Source organism: Pseudomonas sp. TE3-3-F2023 (genome assembly GCF_036784815.1).
Taxonomy (GTDB): Bacteria; Pseudomonadota; Gammaproteobacteria; order Pseudomonadales; family Pseudomonadaceae; genus Aquipseudomonas; species Aquipseudomonas pudica.
Map to the genome: position 1 here is coordinate 1271496 of NZ_CP145113.1, position 22805 is coordinate 1294300.

Below are 22805 nucleotides of genomic sequence, written 5' to 3' on the forward strand. Positions count from 1 at the left end.
GTTGAAGAGCTGCTCGAGCATTTGAACTCTGCCACTCCGACATGCCTCTACATCATGGGCAACAACGGATCCGGCAAAAGCTCACTTCTTGGGAAATTGGCAACACAAATAACCGAGAACAAACAGCCCTCTACAGGCATTACACTTTCGCAATCGAGCCGTTTCCCTAAAATGTCAGGCAACGAGCACTTCTTGTCTTACTGCCTGAAAAACCGTTCTCCAAAATATCTGTCTGAGATTGTGCCTAAGCTGATTTCAGCTCTTTGCCGTGACGTAAAAAAACTTGATACCTTTAACCGTTGCCTAGAGCTGCTGGATTTCACACAAAATCTTTATCTAGGCCCAAAACCTCATTCAGATGAATCTTTCGACGTCAATATCGAACATTTGATCTCCATTGGCGAGAGCGCCATTGAAAACGATGAAAGCCTGCGAGACCTCCATGAAGAGTCTCTGGCATTTTATCTGGTTAAAAAAAGTTCATCCGATAATTACATCATTTTCTCAGAACTGAGCTCTGGCGAGCGAAACATAATAGCCTTACTGGCATTATGCATTGACAGTTCCACACGAGGAAAAATCGTCCTTCTGGACGAACCGGAGATCAGCCTGCATGTGCGTTGGCAGCAAAGGTTCCCTTTGCTCCTTGAAATAATTTCTCAACACTTGAAAGTTTCGTTCATCACGGCGACGCACTCTCCCCTTCTGATTTCCAACGCCCCACTTGACAACACTCACGCTTATACACTTAAAACCGGAAACCTCGAATACATTGAGGCCGCGAAGCGACGTTCGGTGGAAACCGCTCTGGTGTCTGTCTTCGATACTTACACACCCTTGAACAAAGAGGTTTACGAGCGCTGCGCCCGACTCGTGGCACTGACGATCGAAGGAAAAAACAGTCAGACCAAACAATTGAAAAAATTTTACAACGATAATTTAAAACAGTTAAAAGACCTAAAAATTACGGTTAAAGCATCCTCCGTCATCAACCATGACAGCCGCTATAAAAGCGACCTCGACCTCATCAACAAAGCCATGGTTGCCATCAAAGCAGTACGTGACGAGGCCAGCGATGCCAGCGCATAAAAACGACATCAGAAACCTTCTGGCGAAATACCGAAAAAACTGCATCGGTGATCCCTCAGGCTTGGCAGAGGCGCAGCGCTATATTACCTCGATGACAGACAAAGCCTTGGCTGAATATAAAACCCGTAAAGCGTCAGGCTTAAGCTCAACGACAAAACCCCCTCGCCGAAAAAAAGGTTCGTCTTCGCCCAATAAAAAGACACTATGGAGTGAGTTTTACGAATACGCGTCACCGACGAACGAAAACGTTACCGGAAAATCCATCAGAAACCACATCCGCACACTGATCGAGGCAGAGCAACACCAGCAGTGCTGCTATTGTCGGCGGCCTTTGCTCAACAACGCCTACGCCAAACCGATCGAGCACATCTTGCCACACAGCATTTTTGTTCAACATACTTTCAATATTCTCAACTTGAGCATTTCCTGCGTCGACTGCAACAGCAAGAAATCTGACAACGTATGGACTGCACACCGGGAAAGATTCTGGCGAACAACTCGCTACCCCACCGCCCGTGCATTCTCCGACATGTACCACCCAAGACTTCATCGCTATGATGAACACATAAAGTTCTTCAGAGTGCAATCAAATACACATTGCATTTCGATATACACAGGCCTGACACCTCAGGGAATAAAACTGTGTGAAAAACTGCTGACGCATATCTCAAAACTCGAAGTCTTCGTCAGCGCCAACTCGGAACTCAAGAAACATATCCAGACCCTCCAGGATGAGCAATCCCAGCCTGGCTCCGCCGCCGGAGACGCCATCGAGGCATTCAAGAAAGCCTTCGACAAAGCCACAGAGGCTATTCTGGAAGACGTCTGAAGAGCGCATCAGCCTGCGGATGCCGGCACAAGTTACTGATAAGCTCACTCTTTCCCTCTTCACCACCAAGCCTTCAGGCCGGGGGACGAGATTGGGGCTGTCGATGATCTCCGGGTTCGTTCAGCAATCTAGGGTCTGTGTGAAAAGTCTTGAGACGAAGGTCAGGCAAGGCGAAAACAGCCGAGGAAGCGGAGTTTACGGGTTGTAAATGAGCATTCCGAGGCTGTTTTCAACGCAGCATCACCGAGTATCAAGGCTTTTCACACAGAGCCTAGTTTGTCTAGCTTGTGAACTAAATCTTCAGCCCGCAGATGAGTGTAACGCTTGAGCATCTGCATCGATTTATGCCCGCTGATTGCCGAGACTTCTTGATCTGAAAGGCCGCCCTCAACCAGTCTACTTACGGCTTCGTGCCTCAGATCGTGAAAACGGAAGTCCGGCACGCCAGCCTTTTTCTTGATGGCGGCCCAGATCTTGGTGAACGCATAGGGGCGACGCTTTCCATCACGCCCAGGCTCACCGAAAAAAACCAGATCGCAGTCAATTGGCCGCACGGGATTCGCCAAGGCTGCGCGGAAGATCTCGGTAGCGAGCTTCGTCAACGGAACGGTGCGGGCACTGTCATTTTTTGTATCCGACAGCCGGACGATCCGTTTTTGGACGTCGACCTGTGATCGCCGCAGGCCTGCGATCTCCGATGCACGCATACCTGTCGCCAAGGCTATCTGGACGATCCAGCCCAGCATTGGATTGCTGTGCTTTCCCACAGCGGCCATGAGACGCTTTTCTTCATCAGCCATCAGGCGCCTGTTACGACCTTCGCCGGGGCTCGGTTTTCGAATGTTGAGCACGGGGTTAAAGGTGACGCCAAGTCCCCACTCCTGAATTGCGACTGTGAACAGATGACTGAGTAGGGCAAGCTCCAGCCGCACAGTGTTATTGCTCGTGGGTTGGCCGCGGTTGGTCAGCGAGCCCAGGCGTGTATCGCGATAATTGGCGATCACCTCGGATGACAGAGCTGCAAGCGAATATTTTCCCAGGTGCTGGATCAGCTGCTGAGCCTTAGTCGCCTCGGCCTTTTGCGTGGTGGGCTTCTTGGTAGGGCTGACTTCGCGCAGATATCGCTGCAGCGCATTTTCGAGTGTCAGTCGCTCGGACCCGCTGCGCTGGATATACACACCCCGCACCATTTCATCTTCGGTACGTCGCGACCAATCTTCGGCGTCGCGTTTGGTGCGGAAGGTTTTGGCATTGGTCGGCCATCCGGTCTTGCGGATGACGGCCTTCCAGGTGCCGGCAGGGGTTTTGACGATTGTGGCCATCTGAAGGACTCCAAAGGCGTGCAAGCGAAGCCGCACTGTACCTAATTTGTACCTTCGGACCATAGGACTGATCCGGCTGCCACAAACCCAAAAAGCCGAAAGCCGCGTAATACGCGGCTTCAAGGTTGGTGGGCCCACACGGACTCGAACCGTGGACCAAAGGATTATGAGTCCTCTGCTCTAACCGACTGAGCTATAGGCCCTCAGTAAGTGGCCGGATTATAACGAGGGTTTCGCACCTGTGCCATCTGAAAGATCCGATAGTGCTATACGAAGAAACGTCGCTGCGAACTCGTCCGGGGGCAGGGGCAGGCTGACGATGTAGCCTTGGATCTGCTCGCAGCCTTCAGCCGCCAGGAACCGTTGCTGGGCCTGGTTCTCCACACCCTCGGCAATGATGGTCAGCTGCATGCTGCGGCCCAGGGCAATGATCGCGCGTGCGATGGCGGCATCGTGGGGATCATCGGGCAGGCCGCGGATGAACGATTTGTCGATCTTGAGGATGTCCAGCGGCAGGCGCTTGAGGTAGCTCAGCGATGAATAACCGGTGCCGAAGTCGTCGATGGCCAGCTGCACGCCCAGTTTCTTCAGCTTGTACAGCACGGCCAGGGCTTCCTCTGCCTGGCTCATGATGAAGTTTTCGGTGATTTCCAGCTGCAGGTCGCCGGCCTTGAGCTGGTAGTGCTTCAGCAACTGTTCGATGCGCCGGGCGAGGTGAGGTTGGCGCAGCTGTGCGCCGGCGAGGTTGATCGACAAGGGGCCGAATGGTTCGTAGTGCAGCTTCCAGGCCTGCATCTGTCGGCAGGCCTGCTCCAATACCCAGTCGCCGATCTGGAGGATGGTGCCGTTCTCTTCCGCCAGGTGGATGAAGTGCTCTGGCGGCACTTCACCAAATGTCGGGTGGCTCCAGCGGATCAGCGCTTCGGCGCCAACCAGGCTCTGGGTCTTGAGGCTTAGCTTGGGCTGGAAGCACAGGCTCAGTTCGTTGCGTTCGATGGCGCGGCGCAATTCGTGCTCCAGGGCGATGCGTTCGCTGGCCTGGGCGGTGAGGTCGAGGGTGTAGGCTTCGACGCGGTTGCGGCCCTTGGCCTTGGAGCGGTACATGGCGGCGTCGGCGTTGCGAATCAGTGTGGCAACGTCGGTGCCGTCCTGTGGATAAAGGCTGATGCCGATGCTGGCGCTGGTGAAGAACTCGTGCTCGCCGGCCTGGAACGGCGCGTTGAAGCAGGTCAGCAGCTTGTTGGCGATGGCGCTGGCGTCACTGGGTTTGTGCAAGCCGGGCAGCAGGATGATGAACTCATCGCCACCCAGGCGGGCCACGGTGTCGACATCACGCACCTGCTCCTTCAGGCGTTGGGCGATGCCCTTGAGCAGCAGGTCGCCGACCGGATGGCCGAGGCTGTCGTTGATATGCTTGAAACGGTCGAGGTCGAGGAACAGTACCGCGCCCTTGCGGTTGGATACCTGCGAGCAGGTGAGCGCGGCCTGCAGGCGGTTCTCGAACAGGGCACGATTGGGTAGGCCGGTCAGCGGGTCGTGGTGGGCCTGGTAGTCGAGCTTGGCCTGTGCGTGCTTGAGGCTGGAGATGTCGGCGAACACGGCGACGAAGTGGGTAATCTCGCGTTCTCTGTTGCGCACGGCGCTGATGGTCAGCCAGCCGGGGTACAGCTCGCCGTTCTTGCGCTTGTTGTAGATCTCGCCTTGCCAGTGGCCTTCATCGGTAAGCTGGTGCCACATGGCCGCATAGAACGCGCTGTCGTGCTGGCCGGAGGCGAGCAGGCGCGGGGTCTGGCCGAGGGCTTCGATCTCGCTGTAGCCGGTAATTTCGCTGAAGGCGCGGTTGACGGCACTGATGCGCTGGTCGATGTCGGTGATCAACACGCCTTCGGCGGTGTTCTCGAACACGGTGGCGGCCAGTTGCAGTTTTTCCTGCATCAGGTGGCGCTCGGTGATGTCGCGGGCGATGGTCAGCATGCAGTCGTCGCCGGCAATCGGCAGCGGCCGTGCAGAAAGCTCGCAGAGGCGAATCTGCCCATCGCTGCGACGCAGGTGGCAAGTGAAGTCGCGTACGAAGCCGTCACGGTTGAGCTGTTCGACCAGGCGCTTGCGCTCGTTGAGGTCGACCCAGATGCCCAGGTCCAGTGAGGTCTGGTCGATGTTCGGGCTGAGGTCATAGCCGGTCAGGCGGCAGAAGCCTTCGTTCACTTCGAGCAGCAAGCCGTCGCTCTGGCGCGACAGCAGCAGGCCATCGGGCGAGGCATGGAAGGCCTTGGCGAATTTCTCTTCCGAGGTTTGCAGCTGTTCCTGGGTTTCCTTGAGCTGGCTGATATCGCGTACCGCCACCACCAGCGCGAGGTTGCCGTCGAGTTCGAAGGTTTCGGCCGAGGTCAGGCCGGTGAACAGTTGGCCGTTGCTGCGGCGGAAGCTCATTTCCAGGTTGCGTATACCACCTTGGTGCAGGCGTTCAAGCAGCCGCGGGCCGGTGCCTTCGAGGCCCCACAGGTTCAGTTCGGTGGCGGTGCGGCCAATTACCTGGCCCGGGGTGAGGCCGATCTGTTCTTCGAAGGCTTCGTTCACCTCCAGCAGGCAGCCGTCGCTGTGGCGGGCGATCAGCAGGATGTCGGGGCACTGCTGGAACACCGAGGCGAACTTCTGCTCGGACAAGCGCAGGGCATCCTCGGTGCGCTTGGTTTCGCTGATGTCGATCATCAGGCCGCGCATCACAGGCAGATGGCCATGCTCGATCATGCTGACGATGTTGCGTACCCACAGTGGCTGGCCATCGGCCCTGATCACCCGATAGTCGAGGCTGTGATCGCGGCCGGCGGCAGTTTCGCTGTCGCAGTAGGCCTGGGCCCAGAGGGCATCCTCCGGGTGCAGGATGCTGCGCCAGAAGCCGGGCTTGAGCCAGTCGGCCAATGGGTAGCCGAGCAGGCCTTCGGCGTGGGGCGAGACGTAGCTGTAGGTGAAGTCGTTGGCGTCGGCCTCCCAGGCGATGGCAGACAGGCTCTCCACCAGGCTGCGATAGTGGTACTCGCTGCTGCGCAGTTCCTGTTCCAGGGCTATGCGCCGAGAAATTTCCGAACTGAGCCGGCGGTTGATGCGGATGACCACTGCCAGCACGGCCATCAATACCAGCACCGCCGGCAGGCCATACACCAGCAGGTCTGACCAGAACATCCGTTGGTCGACCACATTGCCCACCCAGCGTTGCTGGATCTGGCTGACTTCGGCGCTGCTCATGTCTGCCATCACTTTGTCGAGAATGCCGACCAGTTCCTTCTTGTCGCGCGGGGCGGCCATGGCCAGTTGGTAGCGGTAGGGTGTTTCGCCGCTGACGTACAGGCCGTCGAGCTTGAGCTGGCGCAGGCTCCAGATGCTTGACGCGAGGTCACCGACCACGGCGTCCACTTCGTCAGTGGCCAGCGCCTGCAGAGTGGAACTGACGTTGGGCAGGGCCACCAGGTTGAGGTCTGGATGGTGGGTGCGCAGCAGTTCGTGCGGGGCGTAGTTTTCGACCACGGCAACCTTCAGGCCGTAAAGGTCGTTCAGATTGCGCGGTTGTGCGCCGCCTTTGTGGGCGAGGATGACGATGGGGAAGTCGAGGTATGGCCGGGTGAAGGCCAGGTAGGCTTGGCGCTCGGGGGTGGACATGATGCCGGGCAGCAGGTCGATGCGGCTTTCGCGTGCCTGCGTCAGTACCTCGGTCCAGCTGCTGGGTTCGACCGGTTTGAGCGTCACACCCAGGCGTTGCTGGATGGTGGCGATGTAATCGGCGGCCAAGCCCTGGTACCGGCCCTCCTGGTCGCGAAACTCGAACGGTGGCCAAGAGGCGTCTACACCCAGGCTCAGCTGCGGGTGGGCAGCCAACCAGGCTTTCTCCTCGTTTGTCAGGGTCAGGGCGCCGGCCGTTGTGTTCCATAAAATCAGGAGCAGCAACAGGATGGCCGGCATCGGGTGCATAGCGGCCTCGCATTCAGGGGGTCTGAAGTCGAGTGTAGACGGGCATTGCTGCCGGTGTGCGGTGAAGGACAGGGTCTTTTGTCAGAGACAACAGGGCCTTGCGGGTGTGGTGCGGCCTGCATCGCGTTCATGGCAAGCGCGGCCCCTGTAGGAGCAGCCTTGTGCTGCGAAGTCGCCAGTTAGGCTAAAGAATCATCTTCTGTTGCAATGGACTCTTCGCAGCACAAGGCTGCTCCTGCCGAGATCTCGCCAGAATTCAGATTTTGCGCAACAGGCGGAAAAGAAAAACCCCGGCCTGGGCCGGGGTTTTGTCATCACTCGTCGAGGAATGAGCGCAGATGCTCGCTGCGAGTCGGGTGGCGCAGTTTGCGCAACGCCTTCGCTTCGATCTGACGGATCCGCTCACGGGTCACGTCGAACTGCTTGCCCACCTCTTCGAGGGTGTGGTCGGTGTTCATGTCGATACCGAATCGCATGCGCAGCACCTTGGCTTCGCGTGCGGTCAGGCCCGATAGCACGTCACGGGTGGCTTCCTTGAGGCTTTCGACCGTGGCCACGTCGATCGGGGACTGCATGGTCGAGTCCTCGATGAAGTCGCCCAGGTGCGAATCTTCGTCGTCACCGATCGGGGTTTCCATGGAGATCGGCTCTTTGGCGATCTTCAGTACCTTGCGGATCTTGTCCTCAGGCATTTCCATGCGCTCGCCCAGCTCTTCCGGGGTCGGTTCGCGACCCATTTCCTGCAGCATCTGGCGGGAAATACGGTTGAGCTTGTTGATCGTCTCGATCATGTGCACCGGAATACGGATGGTGCGCGCCTGGTCGGCGATCGAACGGGTGATCGCCTGGCGGATCCACCATGTGGCGTAGGTCGAGAACTTGTAGCCGCGACGGTATTCGAACTTGTCCACCGCTTTCATCAAGCCGATGTTGCCTTCCTGGATCAGGTCGAGGAACTGCAGGCCACGGTTGGTGTACTTCTTGGCGATGGAGATAACCAGACGCAGGTTCGCCTCGACCATTTCTTTCTTGGCGCGGCGGGCCTTGGCTTCACCGATCGACATGCGACGGTTGATTTCCTTGATCTCGGCAACGGTCAGGCCGGTTTCGGTCTCAAGGTCGATCAGCTTCTGCTGGCAAGCGACGATGGCAGCGTCCTTTTCACCCAGGGCGGCAGCCCACTTGGTATTGCGCTTGGCCAGGTCACCGCTCCAGGTCTGGTCGGTTTCGTTGCTCGGGAACATGCGCAGGAAGTCGGCACGCGGCATGCGGGCGTCACGCACGCACAGCTGCATGATGGCGCGTTCCTGCTGGCGCAGGCGGTTCAAGGCGTCACGAACACGCTCTACCAGTACCTCGAACTGCTTCGGTACCAGCTTGATCGGCATGAACAGGTCGGCCAGAGCCTGCAGGGCTTCGATGCTTTCCTTGTGGGCGCGACCGTTCTTCTTCAGGACCTTGTTGGTGGCCTGGAGCTGGTCGTTGACCGCACCGAAACGCTGGCGAGCGACTTCCGGGTCCGGGCCGCTCTCGGCCTCTTCCTCGTCGTCACCACTTTCGGATTCTTCCTCGTCGTCGTCGGACTCTTCCTTCGCGGCGGCGGCCTTGGTGCCCGGGATCGGCACTTCTTCGGTCGGCGCGGCGATATTGTCGTCAGGGTCGATGTAACCGCTGAGAACGTCCGACAGACGGCCACCTTCGCTGGTGACGCGGTCATATTCGCCGAGAATGTAGTCGACAGTGCCCGGGAAGTGAGCGATGGCGCCCATGACTTCACGGATGCCTTCCTCGATACGCTTGGCGATTTCGATCTCGCCTTCGCGGGTCAGCAGCTCGACGGTACCCATTTCGCGCATGTACATGCGCACCGGGTCGGTCGTGCGGCCGATATCGGTTTCAACTGCCGCCAACGCAGCAGCGGCTTCTTCGGCCGCGGCTTCGTCGGTGTCGGCTTCCGCCAACAGAAGGGCATCCGCATCCGGAGCACTCTCGAATACGTTGATCCCCATGTCGTTGATCATGCGGATGATGTCTTCCACCTGTTCCGGATCTGAAATATCCTCAGGCAGGTGGTCGTTGACCTCCGCGTAAGTCAGGTAGCCCTGCTCACGACCGCGGGTGATCAACTCTTTGATACGAGACTGCTGTTGCGCTTTTCCGGACATAACACCCTATCCACTGAAGGTCTTGGCGGGCAAAAAACAAGCCGAGGATTATACCCGAGCATGGGCCTCACGCGCCAGATGAGGTCGGCGTTTGTGCGGGAACATTCCGGCTCAGCAGGGCGAGGAGCTGGGTTTTTTCCTCGCTGGTCAATTCGCTTTGACGTGATTTCCTGAGCAGTTGTTCCAGGCTGCGCTCGCGTTGGCGGGCGGACAAGCTAGTTATAGTGTCGAAAAACTGTTGTTCAAGGTTGTCGGCCACGATCAGCCATTCCTTTTCCGCCAAGGCCCGCAGCAGGCGCCCTTGTTCGGTGCCGTGCCAACGTGCGATCAACTGCATTGAGCTTAGCCCAGGATTTTTCTGCGCGGCTTCGATCAGTGCCACCAGCAGCTGGCTGTACAGGTGTTCTTCGTCGGCGAAGTGGCTGGCATCTTCCACCTTGCCGGCCAGCAGCGGGTGGTGCAGCAGCGTGCGCAGGGCGGCCAGGGTGGGTGGCTCGACCGGGGCCGGTACCCGTGGTGGCGCTTCGTCACGTTGCTGCCATGGCTTGCCACCCTTGCGGTTCTTGTCCCAGGGTTTGTCGCTCCACTGCTTCTTGCCAGTGGCCTTGTTCGGCTTCCACTCCTGTTCCTGATGAACGGGGGCGAAGTCGTGCTGCGGCATGTCGCCGTAGTCGGGGGTGTAGCTGGCCATGGCGTCGTAATCGTAGCCAGGGTCGTAGCCCGGCACGCTGCTGGCGGCCGGGGCGTGTTGCGCCAGTTGCTCGACCTGCTGCGGGTCGAGGCCGGTGATTTCCTTCAAGCGGTTGCGCATCAGTTGGCGCAGGTTGGCGCCGGGAATCTTTTCGATCAGTGGTGCGGCCAGGGTCGCCATGTGCGCCTTGCCTTCCAGCGAGCGTGGGTCGGCTTCGACGCCTAGCTGCTCGAAGAAGTAATCGGCCAGCGGCTGGGCGTGCTGGTTGATGCGGGCCATGAATGCATCGGTGCCTTCGGCGCGTACCAGGCTGTCCGGGTCTTCGCCTTCGGGCAGGAACAGGAAGCGCGCGCGGCGGCCGTCCTGCAGGTTCGACAGGGTTGATTCCAGGGCGCGCCAGGCGGCCTTGCGCCCGGCCTGGTCGCCATCGAAGCAGAACAGCACGCTGGGTACCACGCGGAACAGGCGCTTGAGGTGTTCTTCGCTGGTGGCGGTGCCGAGCGTGGCCACGGCGTTGCGCAGGCCCTGCTGGGCCAGGGCAATGACGTCCATGTAGCCCTCGACGACGATGATTTCGTCAAGGTTGCGGTTGTGCTTGCGTGCCTCGTACAGACCGTACAGTTCCTGGCCCTTGTGGAACACCGGCGTTTCCGGGGAGTTCAAGTACTTGGGCTTGTCGTCGCCGAGCACCCGGCCACCGAAGGCGATGATGCGCCCGCGGCTGTCGCGGATCGGGAACATCACCCGGTCGCGGAAGCGGTCGTAGCGCTTGCCGCTTTCGGCGTTCTCGATCAGCAGGCCGGCATCGATCATCACCTTCTGCTGCAGGGTATCGGCACCCAGGTGTTTGAGCAGGTTGTCCCAGCCTGGCGGGGCGAAGCCCAGGCCAAAGTCACGGGCGATTTCCCCGGACAGGCCACGGCCCTTGAGGTAGTCCACCGCCGCCTTGCGGGTCGGGTGGCTGCGCAGGGCTTGGCGATAGAACTCGGAGGCCGCTTCCAGCAGCGGGTACAGCGGCGAGTCGGTTGGCTGGCGTGGCTTGTGGTCGCGGCGGCCTTGCTCGCGGGGCACTTCCATGCCGGCGGCGCGGGCCAGCTCCTCGACGGCCTGGGGGAAGTCCAGGTTGTCGTGGTCCATGACGAAGCCCAGGGCGTTGCCGCCGGCACCGCAGCCGAAGCAGTAGTAGAACTGCTTGTCGGGGCTGACCGTGAAGGAAGGGGTCTTCTCCTTGTGGAACGGGCAGCAGGCGGAATAGTTCTTGCCGGTTTTTTTCAGCTGGACGCGCGAACTCACCACGTCGACAATGTCGAGGCGGTTGATAAGGTCGTCAATGAAACTCTGGGGAATCAGCCCGGCCATGGCAGTCTCGTCATCTGGCAGCTGGCAAGTCTAATCGCTCACGCGCCGAATGGGGCGAGTGCCGCTTGGGAAAGTGCGAGGGAATGTGTGCTCGTCGCCAGCCCCTGAGGGCCCGTCAGTCGGACGTGCACGTCTGGTCATACAGCAAGGGGGACCAGCTCTGACGTTTCAGGCAGGTTGCCCATGTGCAGTTCGCATGAAGCTTGTGCAGGGCCTTGAGCTAGCTGCTCAAGTTTGAATCGACCACTGCCATCGCCCGGCGGTTAGCCGGGCAGGCAGAAGCTTTGCGTAGAACGTCTGTATTAGTACAGACGAACGGCGCGGCGCTGTTCGCGCTGAACTTTCTTGGCGTGACGCTTAACAGCAGCAGCTGCTTTACGCTTACGCTCGGCGGTCGGCTTCTCGTAAAACTCGCGGCTACGAACTTCAGCCAGTACACCGGCTTTTTCGCAGGAGCGCTTGAAACGACGCAGAGCTACGTCGAAGGGTTCGTTCTCTTTAACTTTGACGGCTGGCATCCAGGGCTACCTTAATTCATTACCGGGGTAGACGTGCTCCTGGCAAAACAAAGGTGTGCTGGAGAACGTCGGTTTTCAAGGGTTGCGGATGTTAACCCTTAGCAAGCCGGAATGCAAAGCCTCTGATCGAAAACCGCTGGTCGGCATCCGACACGGGGACTATCATGCGCGGCTTCGAATTCAGCCCCCACAAGGGACGAACCCATGCTAGTACTGGGATTGGAAACATCCTGCGACGAAACTGGCGTCGCATTATACGACAGCGAACGCGGTTTGTTGGCCGACGCGCTGTTCAGCCAGATCGACCTGCACCGCGTGTTCGGCGGCGTGGTGCCAGAGCTTGCCTCGCGTGACCACGTCAAGCGCATGCTGCCACTCATCCGCCAGGTGCTTGACGAGGCCGGTTGCGTGGCTACCGAGATCGATGCCATCGCCTATACCGCGGGCCCAGGCTTGGTAGGGGCCCTGCTGGTGGGGGCCTCCTGCGCCCAGGCGCTGGCCTTTGCCTGGGACATCCCGGCAATTGGCGTACACCACATGGAAGGCCACCTGCTGGCCCCCATGCTGGAAGAAAACCCACCGGAGTTTCCGTTCGTCGCTTTGTTGGTTTCCGGCGGTCACACCCAGCTGGTGCGGGTTGATGGCATCGGCCAGTACGAACTGCTGGGCGAGAGCCTGGACGACGCCGCCGGCGAAGCGTTCGACAAGACCGCCAAGCTGATCGGCCTGAACTACCCCGGTGGCCCGGAAATCGCCCGCCTGGCCGAGCGCGGCGTGCCTGGCCGCTTCGTGTTCCCGCGACCGATGACCGATCGCCCGGGGCTGGAGTTCAGCTTCAGCGGCCTGAAAACCTTTGCCCTGAACACCTGGCAGCAGTGCCGCGATGCCGGCGACGACAGTGAGCAAACCCGTTGCGACCTGTCCCTGGCATTCCAGCAGGCGGTGGTGGAGACTCTGACCATCAAGTGCAAGCGGGCGTTGAAGCAGACTGGCCTCAAGCGCCTGGTCATTGCCGGTGGCGTCAGCGCCAACAAGGCCCTGCGTGCGTCCCTCGAAGACATGCTCGGCAGCATCAAGGGCAACGTGTACTACGCGCGCCCGCAGTTCTGTACCGACAACGGCGCGATGATCGCCTATGCCGGCTGCCAGCGGTTGTTGGCCGGGCAAAAGCAGGACCTGGCGATCAGCGTGCAGGCACGCTGGCCGATGGAGCAGTTGCCGCCGGTTTAAGCGTTAGAAGTGCCGTTCGCGGCCGGCGAACAGGTCGCGCAGGTTGCTGCGGTGACGCCATACGATCATCGCCGTCAGCACGGTGATCGGCAGCAGGGCCTCTGGCTCGCGCCAGGCCAGCAATGGCAAGGTCAGCGGTGTGGCGATCAGCGCCGCCAGCGAGCTGGTGCGGGTGAGGTAGAAGGTCAGCAGCCAGGCGCCGATGGCCAGTAGCGCGGCCGGGAAGTACAAGGCCATGAGCATGCCCGCGGCGGTTGCCACGCCCTTGCCGCCCTGGAAGCGGAAGTACAGCGGGAACAGGTGGCCCAGCACTGCGCACACGCCTACCCAGGCCTGTGCGTGCAGGTCCAGCCCGGCACCGCGGGCAAGCAATACCGGCAACAGGCCCTTGCACAGGTCGCCAAGCAGGGTCAGGATCGCCAGCTTGCGGCCTGCCAGGCGTAGCATGTTGGTGGCGCCGGCATTGCCTGAACCGCTGGAACGCGGGTCCGGGCTGCCCGTGAGGCGGCTTAGAACGATGGCGAAGGACAGCGAGCCGAGCAGGTAGGCGAGCAACGCCAGTAACCAAAACATGCTAACTATTCCGGGCGAGGACGCCCTGATTCTAACGGCGCCAGTCGCCCTTGTCGTGCTGTGGAGAGAAGTGCTTGGACAGAGTGTTCATCGAAGGCCTGGAAGTCGATACCGTCATCGGTGCCTATGACTGGGAGCGGGATATTCGCCAGTGCTTGCGCCTGGACCTGAGCTTCGCCTGGGACAACCGCCCGGCTGCGGCCGGTGACGACCTGAACCTGGCGCTGGACTATGCCAGTGTGTCGGCGCGCATCCAGGCGTTTGCCGAACAGGCCCGTTTCGAGTTGGTGGAAACCTTCGCCGAGCGCCTGGTGGCGACGTTGATGGAAGAGTTCCACATTCCGTGGGTGCGGTTGAAACTGACCAAGCCGGGTGCGGTGCCGGCGGCCCGTGGTGGTGTTGGCGTGGAGATCGAGCGCGGATGTCTCTGAGCACGGTTTACCTGGGCCTTGGCAGCAATATCGACCGCGAGGTGCATTTGTGCGCCGGGCTCGATGCGTTGGCAGGCATCCTGACCGACATGCGCTGTTCGCCGGCGTTCGAAAGCCAGGCGGTGGGAATCAAGAGTGGGCCGTTCATCAACTTCGTGGTGACCGGGCAGACTGAGTTGCCATTGATCGAACTGGACCGCCGGCTGAAGTTCATCGAGGCCGATAATGGCCGCTATGCCCCGGACCGCAAGGGCCTGCCGCTGGATATCGACGTGCTGATGTATGACGGCCTGCACGGCACGTTCGATGGGTTGGTGTTGCCTCGGGCCGAGATCCTGAAGAACGCCTTTGTGCTTTGGCCGCTGTCGCTGCTGGCGCCGGAGCTGGTGCATCCGGGGGTAGGCAAGACAATGGCGCAGTTGTGGCAGGAGGCGCGGATCGAGCAGGTGTTGGCTCCGGTTGCCTTTGAGTGGCGTGGGTTGCAGCTGACTCCCGCGTAAGCCTGCACCGGCCCTTTCGCGGCTAAAGCCGCTCCCACAGGGGGGGCACAACATTGGGCATCATGCGATCCATGCAGGAAAAGTTGAATTCTTCGCGGGCATGTCCGCTCAGGCTCACGCAGTCCCTGTGGGAGTGGTTTCAGCCGCGAAGGGGCGGGTATCTTCAACCGAGCTTGTAAGCCTCGAGCGCTTTCAGCCGCTCACCTTTGAGCGCCTCTCCCAGGGCCTGGCCGCTCAGCCCTGTCAGCACCAACGGTTTCACATCCACCGCCCGCGCCGCCGCCGCAGCCCCTCGCAGGTAGTCGGCCTGTGGATAACCCGCTTTGCCCTCGCCTAGCGCTGTCATCTCGCAAGCGATCAGGAAGTCTTCGAACCGTTGTGGCCGTCGGTACACATCGAACTTCTGCAACAGCTCCAGCAGTGCCGTGGCAGGCAGCTCCTGCGCCTGGTTGCCCAGCTTCAGGCATTCACCCGTCAACAACGCCAGCTCCTGGCATTCCCGTGGCGCCTTCAGGCGCTGGTTGACGGCTTTGATAGCGGCCGGTGTCAGCGACTGCAGCAGGCAGGCCCAGCGTACCTGCAGGGTCTGTTCGTGCATGGCCGCCTGTTCCAGCGCCGCCAGGGCCTTGGGGGTGTCATCAAACTCTGGCAGCAGCTCCCGCAGTGCCCCACAAGCATGCAGCACCTGGAAGAACACCTGCGGCTGCGCCTCCATCAGCGCCCGCTCGATTTCCTTCCAACTGCGCTCGGCGGTCAGCGCCTGCAGTTCGCCAGAAGCACTGATCTGGCGCATCAGTTCCAGTGTCTCATCGGCAACCCGAAAACCCAGCGGCGCGTAACGTGCAGCAAAGCGCGCAACACGCAGCACGCGCAATGGATCTTCGGCGAATGCCGGCGAAACATGGCGCAAAAGGCGCTGATCGAGATCGTCCTGGCCATGATAGGGGTCGTACACCGTACCCATCTCGTCCTCGGCCATCGCATTGATGGTCAGGTCACGGCGGATCAGGTCTTCCTCCAGGGTCACATCGGGGCTGGCGTGGAAGGTAAATCCGCCATAGCCGCGCCCGCTCTTTCGCTCGGTGCGGGCAAGGGCATATTCCTCGCCGGTTTTCGGGTGCAGGAACACCGGGAAATCAGCGCCGACCGGGCGAAAGCCCTTGGCGTGCATTTCCTCGACCGTGGCGCCGACCACCAGCCAGTCGATATCGCTGACAGGGCGACCGAGCAGGCGGTCGCGCACGGCGCCGCCAACTTTGTAGATGTGCATGTGCAGCTCTCCATAACTGCCGACAGGATACCCTGTCGGCACTCATGGCGTGGCACTAGAGGTGGTGGATGACAGCCAGATCCATGCGGCCGTAGTCGGCGCTTTCGCCGTGCTCGCCGCGTGGTGGCATGTGATGGGTCTTCATCACCTGCTCGCCCTGAACGGTTTCCAGATGGATGTCGAAGCCCCACAGGCGGTGCAGGTGCTTGAGCACTTCATCGGTAGAATCGCCCAGCGGTTTGCGGTTGTGTTGCTGGTGACGCAAGGTCAGCGAGCGGTCGCCGCGGCGGTCGACGCTCCAGATCTGCACGTTCGGTTCACGGTTGCCCAGGTTGTACTGCGCCGCCAGCAGTTCGCGAATCGTCCTGTAGCCGGCCTCGTCGTGGATGGCAGGTACATACAGGTCGTCGCGCTGGTCGTCATCGAGGATGCTGAACAGCTTCAGATCGCGCATGACCTTCGGCGACAGGTACTGCAGGATGAAGCTCTCGTCCTTGAAGCTGCTCATGGCGAACTTGATGGTAGAAAGCCAGTCACTGCCAGCAATGTCGGGGAACCAGCGGCGATCTTCTTCGGTCGGGTTCTCGCACATGCGGCGGATGTCGGTGTACATCGCAAAGCCCAGTGCGTAGGGGTTGATGCCGTTGTAATAGGGGCTGTCGAAGCCGGGCTGGAACACCACACTGGTGTGTGACTGCAGGAACTCCATCATGAAACCTTCGGTGATCAGCCCCTCGTCATACAGGTCGTTCATCAGTGTGTAGTGCCAGAACGTCGCCCAGCCTTCGTTCATCACTTGGGTTTGGCGCTGTGGGTAGAAATACTGTGCGATCTTGCGCACGATGCGCACCACTTCACGCTGCCAAGGTTCCAGGAGTGGGGCGTTCTTTTCGATGAAATACAGGATGTTTTCCTGCGGTTCGGCAGGGAAGCGCGCATCATCGCGCTCGTTACCCTTGTCAGCGCTTTTCGGAATGGTGCGCCACAGGTCATTGATTTGCCGCTGCAAGTGCTCCTCGCGCTCCTTCTGCCGCCGCCGCTCCTCTTCGGCGGAAATCGGATAAGGCCGCTTGTAACGGTCGACGCCGTAATTCATCAGGGCATGGCAGGAGTCGATCAGGTCTTCTACTGCATCGATGCCATGGCGCTCTTCACATTGGGCTATGTACTGCTTGGCGAACACCAGGTAGTCGATGATCGAGCTGGCGTCGGTCCAGGTGCGGAAAAGATAGTTGCCCTTGAAGAAACTGTTATGGCCGTAGCAGGCATGGGCAATCACCAGTGCCTGCATGCACATGGTGTTTTCTTCCATCAGGTAGGCGATGCACGGGTCCGAGTTGATCACGATCTCGTAGGCCAGGCCCATCTGGCCACGGCTGTAGGATTTCTCCGTGCTGAGGAACTGCTTGCCGTAGGACCAGTGGTGGTAACCCAGCGGCATGCCGACCGAGGCGTAGGCGTCCATCATCTGCTCGGCGGTGATCACCTCGATCTGGTTGGGGTAGGTGTCCAGGGCGTAACGCTCGGCCAGGCGGCTGATTTCCCGGTCGTAGGTCTGGATCAGTTCGAACGTCCACTCGGACCCGGTGGAAATTGGTTGGCGTCTCTGTGCTCTGGCGGTCATGTGGCTAACCTGCGCTGGAAGAGTTCACGGAAGACCGGGTAGATATCGCCGGCCGATACCAACTGCTGCTGGGCGAACGTGTCGGGGAAGGCTTCGCCGATGCGCTCGTATTCGTACCACAGCGCCTGGTGTTCACGAGGGGTGATTTCAACGTAAGTGTAGTACTGCACATGCGGCATGATCTGCTTGGCCAGGATGTCGCGGCAGATCGGCGAGTCGTCGTTCCAGTTGTCGCCGTCGGAGGCTTGGGCGGCGTAGATGTTCCAGTCGCTGGCCGGGTAGCGTTCGGCCATGACCTCCTGCATCAGCTTGAGCGCGCTGGAAACGATGGTGCCGCCGGTCTCCCGCGAATAGAAGAATTCTTCCTCATCGACTTCACGGGCGCTGGTGTGGTGGCGGATGAACACCACTTCGATGCGCTCGTAGTTACGCTTGAGGAAGAGGTACAGCAGGATGAAAAAACGCTTGGCGATATCCTTGGTGGCCTGGGTCATCGAGCCAGATACGTCCATCAGGCAGAACATCACCGCCTTGGAGCTGGGGTTGGGCTGCTTGACCAGCAGGTTGTACTTGAGGTCGAAGGTGTCGAGGAAGGGCAGGCGGTTGATGCGTGCCTTCAGACGTTCGATCTCGTGTTCGACTTCCTGGATATCGGTGAAGTTGTCTGGTTCCTCGACCTTCAGGCGGGCGAGTTCCTTCTGTGCCTCGCGCAGCAGTGCGCGGCTGCTGCCGGTCAGGGCGATGCGCCGGGCATGGGCTGAACGCAGGGTGCGCACGATGTTGATGCGTGACGGGTTGCCTTCGTTGGCGATACCGGCGCGCACGGTCTTGAAGGTATCGGCCCCGGTCAGGTGACGTTTGACCAGGTTGGGCAGTTCGAGGTCCTCGAACATGAACTCCAGGAATTCTTCCTGGGTAATCTGGAAGACGAAGTCGTCCATGCCCTCGCCGGAGTTGCCGGCCTTGCCGCGGCCGCTGCCACCGCCTCCGCCGCCTTGCGGCCTGGGGATGTGTTCACCGGCGGTGAACTCCTTGTTGCCTGGGTGCACGATGGTCTGTTTGCCCCCGCGACCATGGTGCAGCACCGGTTCGTCGATATCGCGCCCCGGAATGCTGATCTGCTCGCCATGTTCCATGTCCATGATGGAACGGCGGCTTACCGCCTCTTCGACGGCCTTCTTGATATGTTCGCGGTACCGCCGCAGGAAGCGCTGGCGGTTGACCGTGCTCTTGTTCTTGCCGTTCAGGCGTCGATCTATAACGTAGCTCATGGCCCCTCCGGTAGCTGGGAACAGCTGCACGCTTCAAGCTACGAGCTGCTGCACGTAATGGCAGCAAAGCAGCTTCCGCCGCCCAAGGCTGGCAGCAGCCTTGGGCGTGCGGTGGGTAGCTTGTCGCTTTATTGCGATTTCCTGACCCGCAGGTACCATTCCGACAGCAGACGAACCTGTTTGTCGGTGTAACCACGCTCCACCATACGCGTGACGAAGTCGTTGTGTTTCTGTTGGTCCTCCTTGCTTGCCTTGGCGTTGAAGCTGATGACCGGTAGCAGGTCTTCGGTGTTGGAGAACATTTTCTTCTCGATCACCACCCGCAGCTTTTCGTAGCTCAGCCAGCTCGGATTCTTGCCGTTGTTGTTGGCACGGGCGCGCAATACGAAGTTGACGATTTCGTTGCGGAAATCTTTCGGGTTGCTGATGCCGGCCGGCTTCTCGATCTTCTCCAGTTCTTCATTGAGGGCGATACGGTTGAGGATTTCGCCGGTTTCCGGATCGCGGTATTCCTGGTCCTGGATCCAGAAGTCTGCGTACAGCACGTAGCGGTCGAAGATGTTCTGGCCGTATTCGCTGTAGGACTCGAGGTAGGCAGTCTGGATTTCCTTGCCGATGAACTCGATGTAGCGCGGGGCCAGGTACTCCTTCAGGTAGCGCAGGTAGCGTTCCCGCACTTCGGCCGGGAACTGTTCCTGCTCGATCTGCTGCTCCAGCACATACAGCAGGTGAACCGGGTTGGCTGCCACTTCATGTGGGTCGAAGTTGAACACCTTGGACAGGATCTTGAACGCGAAGCGGGTCGACAGGCCGTTCATGCCCTCATCGACGCCGGCGGCATCTCGGTATTCCTGGATCGACTTGGCCTTCGGATCGGTGTCCTTGAGGTTTTCCCCATCGTACACCCGCATCTTCGAATAGATGTTGGAGTTTTCCGGCTCTTTCAGGCGCGACAGTACGGTGAACTGGGCGAGCATCTTCAGCGTGTCTGGCGCACAGTGGGCCTTGGCCAGCGAGCTGTTGATCAGCAGCTTGTCGTAGATCTTGATTTCGTCGCTGACGCGCAGGCAGTACGGCACCTTGACGATGTAGATCCGGTCGATGAACGCCTCGTTGTTCTTGTTGTTGCGGAAGGTGTGCCACTCCGATTCGTTGGAGTGGGCCAGCAGAATCCCGGAGTAGGGGATGGCGCCGAGGCCTTCGGTACTGTTGTAGTTGCCCTCCTGGGTGGCGGTGAGCAGCGGGTGCAGGACCTTGATCGGTGCCTTGAACATCTCGACGAATTCCATCAGGCCCTGGTTGGCCCGGCACAGCGCGCCCGAATAGGCATAGGCATCGGCGTCGTTCTGCGGGAATTCCTCGAGTTTGCGGATATCCACCTTGCCGACCAGGGCCGAAATGTCCTGGTTGTTCTCGTCGCCGGGTTCGGTCTTGGCGATGGCGACCTGGTTGAGGATCGACGGGTACAGCTTCACCACCTTGAACTTGCTGATGTCGCCGCCGAATTCCTGCAGGCGCTTGGTAGCCCAGGGCGACATGATGGTGTTCAGGTAGCGCCGCGGGATGCCGTACTCTTCCTCGAGAATGGCCCCGTCTTCGGTGGCGTTGAACAGCCCCAGTGGCGACTCGAATACCGGCGAGCCCTTGATGGCGTAGAACGGTACCTTTTCCATCAGCTGCTTGAGTTTTTCGGCCAGCGACGATTTACCGCCGCCCACCGGGCCCAGCAGATAGAGGATCTGTTTCTTTTCCTCCAGGCCTTGGGCGGCGTGGCGGAAGTAGGACACGATCTGGTCGATGCACTCTTCCATGCCATGGAAGTCGGCAAAGGCCGGATAGCGGCGGATAACCTTGTTGGAAAAGATTCGCGACAGTCTGGAATTGGTTGAGGTGTCGATCAGCTCCGGCTCACCGATGGCCAGCAACAGCCGTTCGGCCGCCGATGCGTAGGCACTGCGATCCTCTTTGCACAGCTCGAGGTACTCCTGCAGCGAGAGTTCTTCCTGGCGCGTAGACTCGAAACGTTGTTGGAAGTGGCTAAAAATACTCATGACGTCACCTCGCTCGATACGTGGAGACGACGCCGGATCAGTCAGCTGATGCTGGCATGCAACCGGGGTTGCCGATTGCTGTATACCCCCCAGAACACCTTGTAACGCTACCGATGACCCGCACGCCGGTGTACCGGCTCTCCCCTTTTTCTGGATGGCCTGCGCTTAAGAATAGTTGGTTATCCGCAAGGTCAAGGGTGAGGGGCGGAGAAGTTGCGAACGACCGTTCGTCAGATAAGCCGCAAGCCCGCATGGGGCGCGGGCTGCAGTAAAAATGAAAAAATTATTCGGCAGCGCCCTGGGCGGTCTCGGCCGGGTAGGTGGCGCGCCACAGCTCAAAGCCGCCGTCGACGCTGTATACGTCCGAGAAGCCTTGGTTCACCAGATAGGCCGCAGCACTCTGGCTGGAATTGCCGTGGTAGCACACCACCAGGGTTGGAGCGTCGAGGTCGGCATTGCGGATGAACTCGGCGACAGAATGGTTATCCAGATGCTTGGCGCCGGTGATGTGGCCGGCAGCGAAAGCTTGTGGGTCGCGAATATCGACGACGACCGCACCTTCTTTCTTGCGAAGCTCCAAGGCCTGCTCGGGAGGGATGCGCTTGAATTCGCTCATGGGTACTACTTCCTTCGGGTGTGGTCGTTGAGTGTAGTGGGTTGTGCCGATTGGCGCAGGGTGCCGTCGTCGGCGCAGTCACAGCGGTGGTATTCGCCGCTGTCGACGTTGTACAGAGTCATGGCGCCGCCCCATACGCAACCGGTGTCCAGGGCGATGATGCCGGGCTCGTCGACCTGCCCCTGCAGGGCGGCCCAGTGGCCGAAGATGATCTTCACGTGGCGTGAGCGGCGGCCTTTGTGCGCGTACCAGGGCTTGTAGCCTTTGGGGGCGGTATCCAGGCCTTCCTTGCTCTTGAGGTCGAGCTTGCCTTCGGCTGTGCAGAAACGCATGCGCGTGAGGTAGTTGGTGATGACCCGCAGGCGTTCGATGCCGCTGAGGTTCTTGCTCCACTTGTTCGGCTCGTTGCCGTACATGCCGTCCAGGTACAGTTTCAGGCGCTCGTCGTCGCGCAGCACTTCCTCGACCTCTGCGGCCAGGTCCAGGGCTTTGCCCAAGGTCCATTGCGGTGGAATGCCGGCGTGAACCAGGGCAATGCCACGGGGTTCGTCGTAATGCAGCAGCTTTTGCTGGCGCAGCCAGTCGAACAGCTGGTCGGCGTCCGGCGCTTCGATGATCTCGCGCAGGGTGTCGCTTTTCTTCAAGCGTTCGACGTTGTGCCAGGCGGCCAGCAGGTGCAGGTCATGGTTACCCAGCACGCACACCAGCGACTGACGGATCGAATAAAGGAAGCGCAGGGTTTCCAGTGACTCGGGGCCGCGGTTGACCAGGTCGCCGACCAGCCACAGGCGGTCGACGGCGGGGTTGAAGTTGACCCGTTCGAGCAGGCACTTGAGTGGCTGCAGGCAGCCCTGCAGGTCACCGACGGCGTAGGTAGCCATCAGTGCAGCGCCCCTGGCACCGCCAGGCGGAAGGGAGCGATCTCGGCATCGAAGCGTTTGCCGTCTTCGGCGAACATCTGGTAACTGCCTTGCATGGTGCCCACGCGGGTGCTGATGACCGCGCCGCTGCTATAGGTATGGCTCTGGCCCGGGTCGATATTGGGCTGCTGGCCTACCACGCCGGCACCACGCACCTCCTCGACCTCGCCGTCACCATTGGTGATCAGCCAGTGGCGCGACAGCAGCTTGGCTTTGAGCGAGCCGTTGTTCTGCACGGTGATGGTGTAGGCGAAAGCGAAACGACTGTTTTCGGGGTCGGATTGTTCTTTCAGGTAGCGGGTCACGACGCTGACGTCGATCTGATAGCGGGGGTCGGACATGCAAGGGCCTTGGGCGAACTGACGCAATAATGCAGTCTAGGC

Annotated in this window: 18 protein-coding genes and 1 tRNA gene; 5 read left to right on the plus strand and 14 right to left on the minus strand. The window is 60.0% G+C overall.

Translation table 11 applies throughout. The annotated features are described in order from the left end of the window. Positions 1-54 precede the first annotated feature (54 nt). Together V3314_RS05685 and V3314_RS05690 are read left to right on the plus strand one after the other, a co-directional pair. Complete coding sequence (locus tag V3314_RS05685) at positions 55-1089, plus strand: AAA family ATPase (protein ID WP_338460018.1); 1035 nt, start codon at positions 55-57, stop codon at positions 1087-1089. Next, a complete protein-coding gene (locus tag V3314_RS05690) occupies positions 1076-1918 on the plus strand; it encodes a hypothetical protein (protein ID WP_338460019.1) in 843 nt (280 codons plus the stop codon). The genes V3314_RS05685 and V3314_RS05690 overlap by 14 nt, the downstream gene beginning before the upstream one ends. A 260-nt stretch (positions 1919-2178) precedes the next feature. Here the strand turns inward: V3314_RS05690 and V3314_RS05695 are convergent, their stop codons facing one another. From V3314_RS05695 to rpsU, 6 genes are all read right to left on the minus strand, one after another. Continuing rightward, complete coding sequence (locus V3314_RS05695; RefSeq protein WP_338460020.1) at positions 2179-3240, minus strand: site-specific integrase; 1062 nt, start codon at positions 3238-3240, stop codon at positions 2179-2181. Positions 3241-3366: 126 nt separating this feature from the next. Then, positions 3367-3443: transfer RNA gene (locus V3314_RS05700), tRNA-Ile, on the minus strand. A gap of 16 nt (positions 3444-3459) precedes the next feature. Next, positions 3460-7203, minus strand: a complete 3744-nt coding sequence (locus tag V3314_RS05705; protein ID WP_153671266.1) for an EAL domain-containing protein — start codon at positions 7201-7203, stop codon at positions 3460-3462. Positions 7204-7517: 314 nt separating this feature from the next. Further along, positions 7518-9368 carry an RNA polymerase sigma factor RpoD gene (gene rpoD, locus V3314_RS05710; protein ID WP_046614426.1) on the minus strand — a complete coding sequence of 617 codons (1851 nt, stop codon included), beginning with the start codon at positions 9366-9368 and terminating at the stop codon, positions 7518-7520. A 67-nt stretch (positions 9369-9435) separates the two neighbouring features. Further along, on the minus strand, positions 9436-11418 hold the full coding sequence (gene dnaG, locus V3314_RS05715; RefSeq protein ID WP_046614425.1) for a DNA primase: 1983 nt from the start codon (positions 11416-11418) through the stop codon (positions 9436-9438). A gap of 302 nt (positions 11419-11720) precedes the next feature. Beyond that, complete coding sequence (rpsU, locus tag V3314_RS05720) at positions 11721-11936, minus strand: 30S ribosomal protein S21 (protein WP_003255575.1); 216 nt, start codon at positions 11934-11936, stop codon at positions 11721-11723. A gap of 204 nt (positions 11937-12140) precedes the next feature. On the opposite strand from rpsU, the gene tsaD reads away from it, so the two are divergent. Further along, positions 12141-13166, plus strand: coding sequence for a tRNA (adenosine(37)-N6)-threonylcarbamoyltransferase complex transferase subunit TsaD (gene tsaD, locus V3314_RS05725; protein ID WP_025337452.1), 1026 nt, complete (start codon positions 12141-12143; stop codon positions 13164-13166). 3 nt (positions 13167-13169) lie between these two features. Here the strand turns inward: tsaD and plsY are convergent, their stop codons facing one another. After that, complete coding sequence (plsY, locus tag V3314_RS05730; RefSeq protein WP_013970581.1) at positions 13170-13739, minus strand: glycerol-3-phosphate 1-O-acyltransferase PlsY; 570 nt, start codon at positions 13737-13739, stop codon at positions 13170-13172. Positions 13740-13813: 74 nt separating this feature from the next. On the opposite strand from plsY, the gene folB reads away from it, so the two are divergent. Together folB and folK are read left to right on the plus strand one after the other, a co-directional pair. Further along, positions 13814-14170, plus strand: a complete 357-nt coding sequence (gene folB, locus V3314_RS05735; RefSeq protein WP_004375185.1) for a dihydroneopterin aldolase — start codon at positions 13814-13816, stop codon at positions 14168-14170. Then, positions 14161-14670 (plus strand): 2-amino-4-hydroxy-6-hydroxymethyldihydropteridine diphosphokinase, encoded by a 510-nt coding sequence (gene folK / locus V3314_RS05740; protein ID WP_108480293.1) that lies wholly within the window; start codon positions 14161-14163, stop codon positions 14668-14670. The genes folB and folK overlap by 10 nt, the downstream gene beginning before the upstream one ends. 163 nt (positions 14671-14833) lie before the next feature. Here folK and V3314_RS05745 read toward each other — a convergent pair whose 3' ends face one another. The 7 genes from V3314_RS05745 to apaG all read right to left on the minus strand — a co-directional run bounded on the left by V3314_RS05745 (position 14834) and on the right by apaG (position 22763). Beyond that, the gene (locus V3314_RS05745; protein WP_338460021.1) at positions 14834-15940 is read right to left on the minus strand and encodes a multifunctional CCA addition/repair protein; all 1107 of its coding nucleotides are present in this window, start codon (positions 15938-15940) and stop codon (positions 14834-14836) included. Positions 15941-15995: 55 nt separating this feature from the next. Then, complete coding sequence (locus V3314_RS05750; protein WP_025337455.1) at positions 15996-17564, minus strand: SpoVR family protein; 1569 nt, start codon at positions 17562-17564, stop codon at positions 15996-15998. Beyond that, entirely contained in the window at positions 17561-18835 is a 1275-nt protein-coding gene (locus V3314_RS05755; RefSeq protein WP_046614422.1) for a YeaH/YhbH family protein, read from the minus strand. The genes V3314_RS05750 and V3314_RS05755 overlap by 4 nt, the downstream gene beginning before the upstream one ends. A gap of 128 nt (positions 18836-18963) precedes the next feature. Continuing rightward, positions 18964-20886 carry a PrkA family serine protein kinase gene (locus V3314_RS05760; protein ID WP_046614421.1) on the minus strand — a complete coding sequence of 641 codons (1923 nt, stop codon included), beginning with the start codon at positions 20884-20886 and terminating at the stop codon, positions 18964-18966. Between the two features lie 283 nt (positions 20887-21169). After that, positions 21170-21502 carry a thiosulfate sulfurtransferase GlpE gene (gene glpE, locus V3314_RS05765; RefSeq protein WP_046614420.1) on the minus strand — a complete coding sequence of 111 codons (333 nt, stop codon included), beginning with the start codon at positions 21500-21502 and terminating at the stop codon, positions 21170-21172. 5 nt (positions 21503-21507) lie between these two features. Further along, positions 21508-22383, minus strand: coding sequence for a symmetrical bis(5'-nucleosyl)-tetraphosphatase (locus tag V3314_RS05770; RefSeq protein ID WP_085600110.1), 876 nt, complete (start codon positions 22381-22383; stop codon positions 21508-21510). Then, entirely contained in the window at positions 22383-22763 is a 381-nt protein-coding gene (gene apaG / locus V3314_RS05775; protein ID WP_012270198.1) for a Co2+/Mg2+ efflux protein ApaG, read from the minus strand. Before apaG ends, V3314_RS05770 begins: the two co-directional genes overlap by 1 nt. Positions 22764-22805 lie beyond the last annotated feature (42 nt).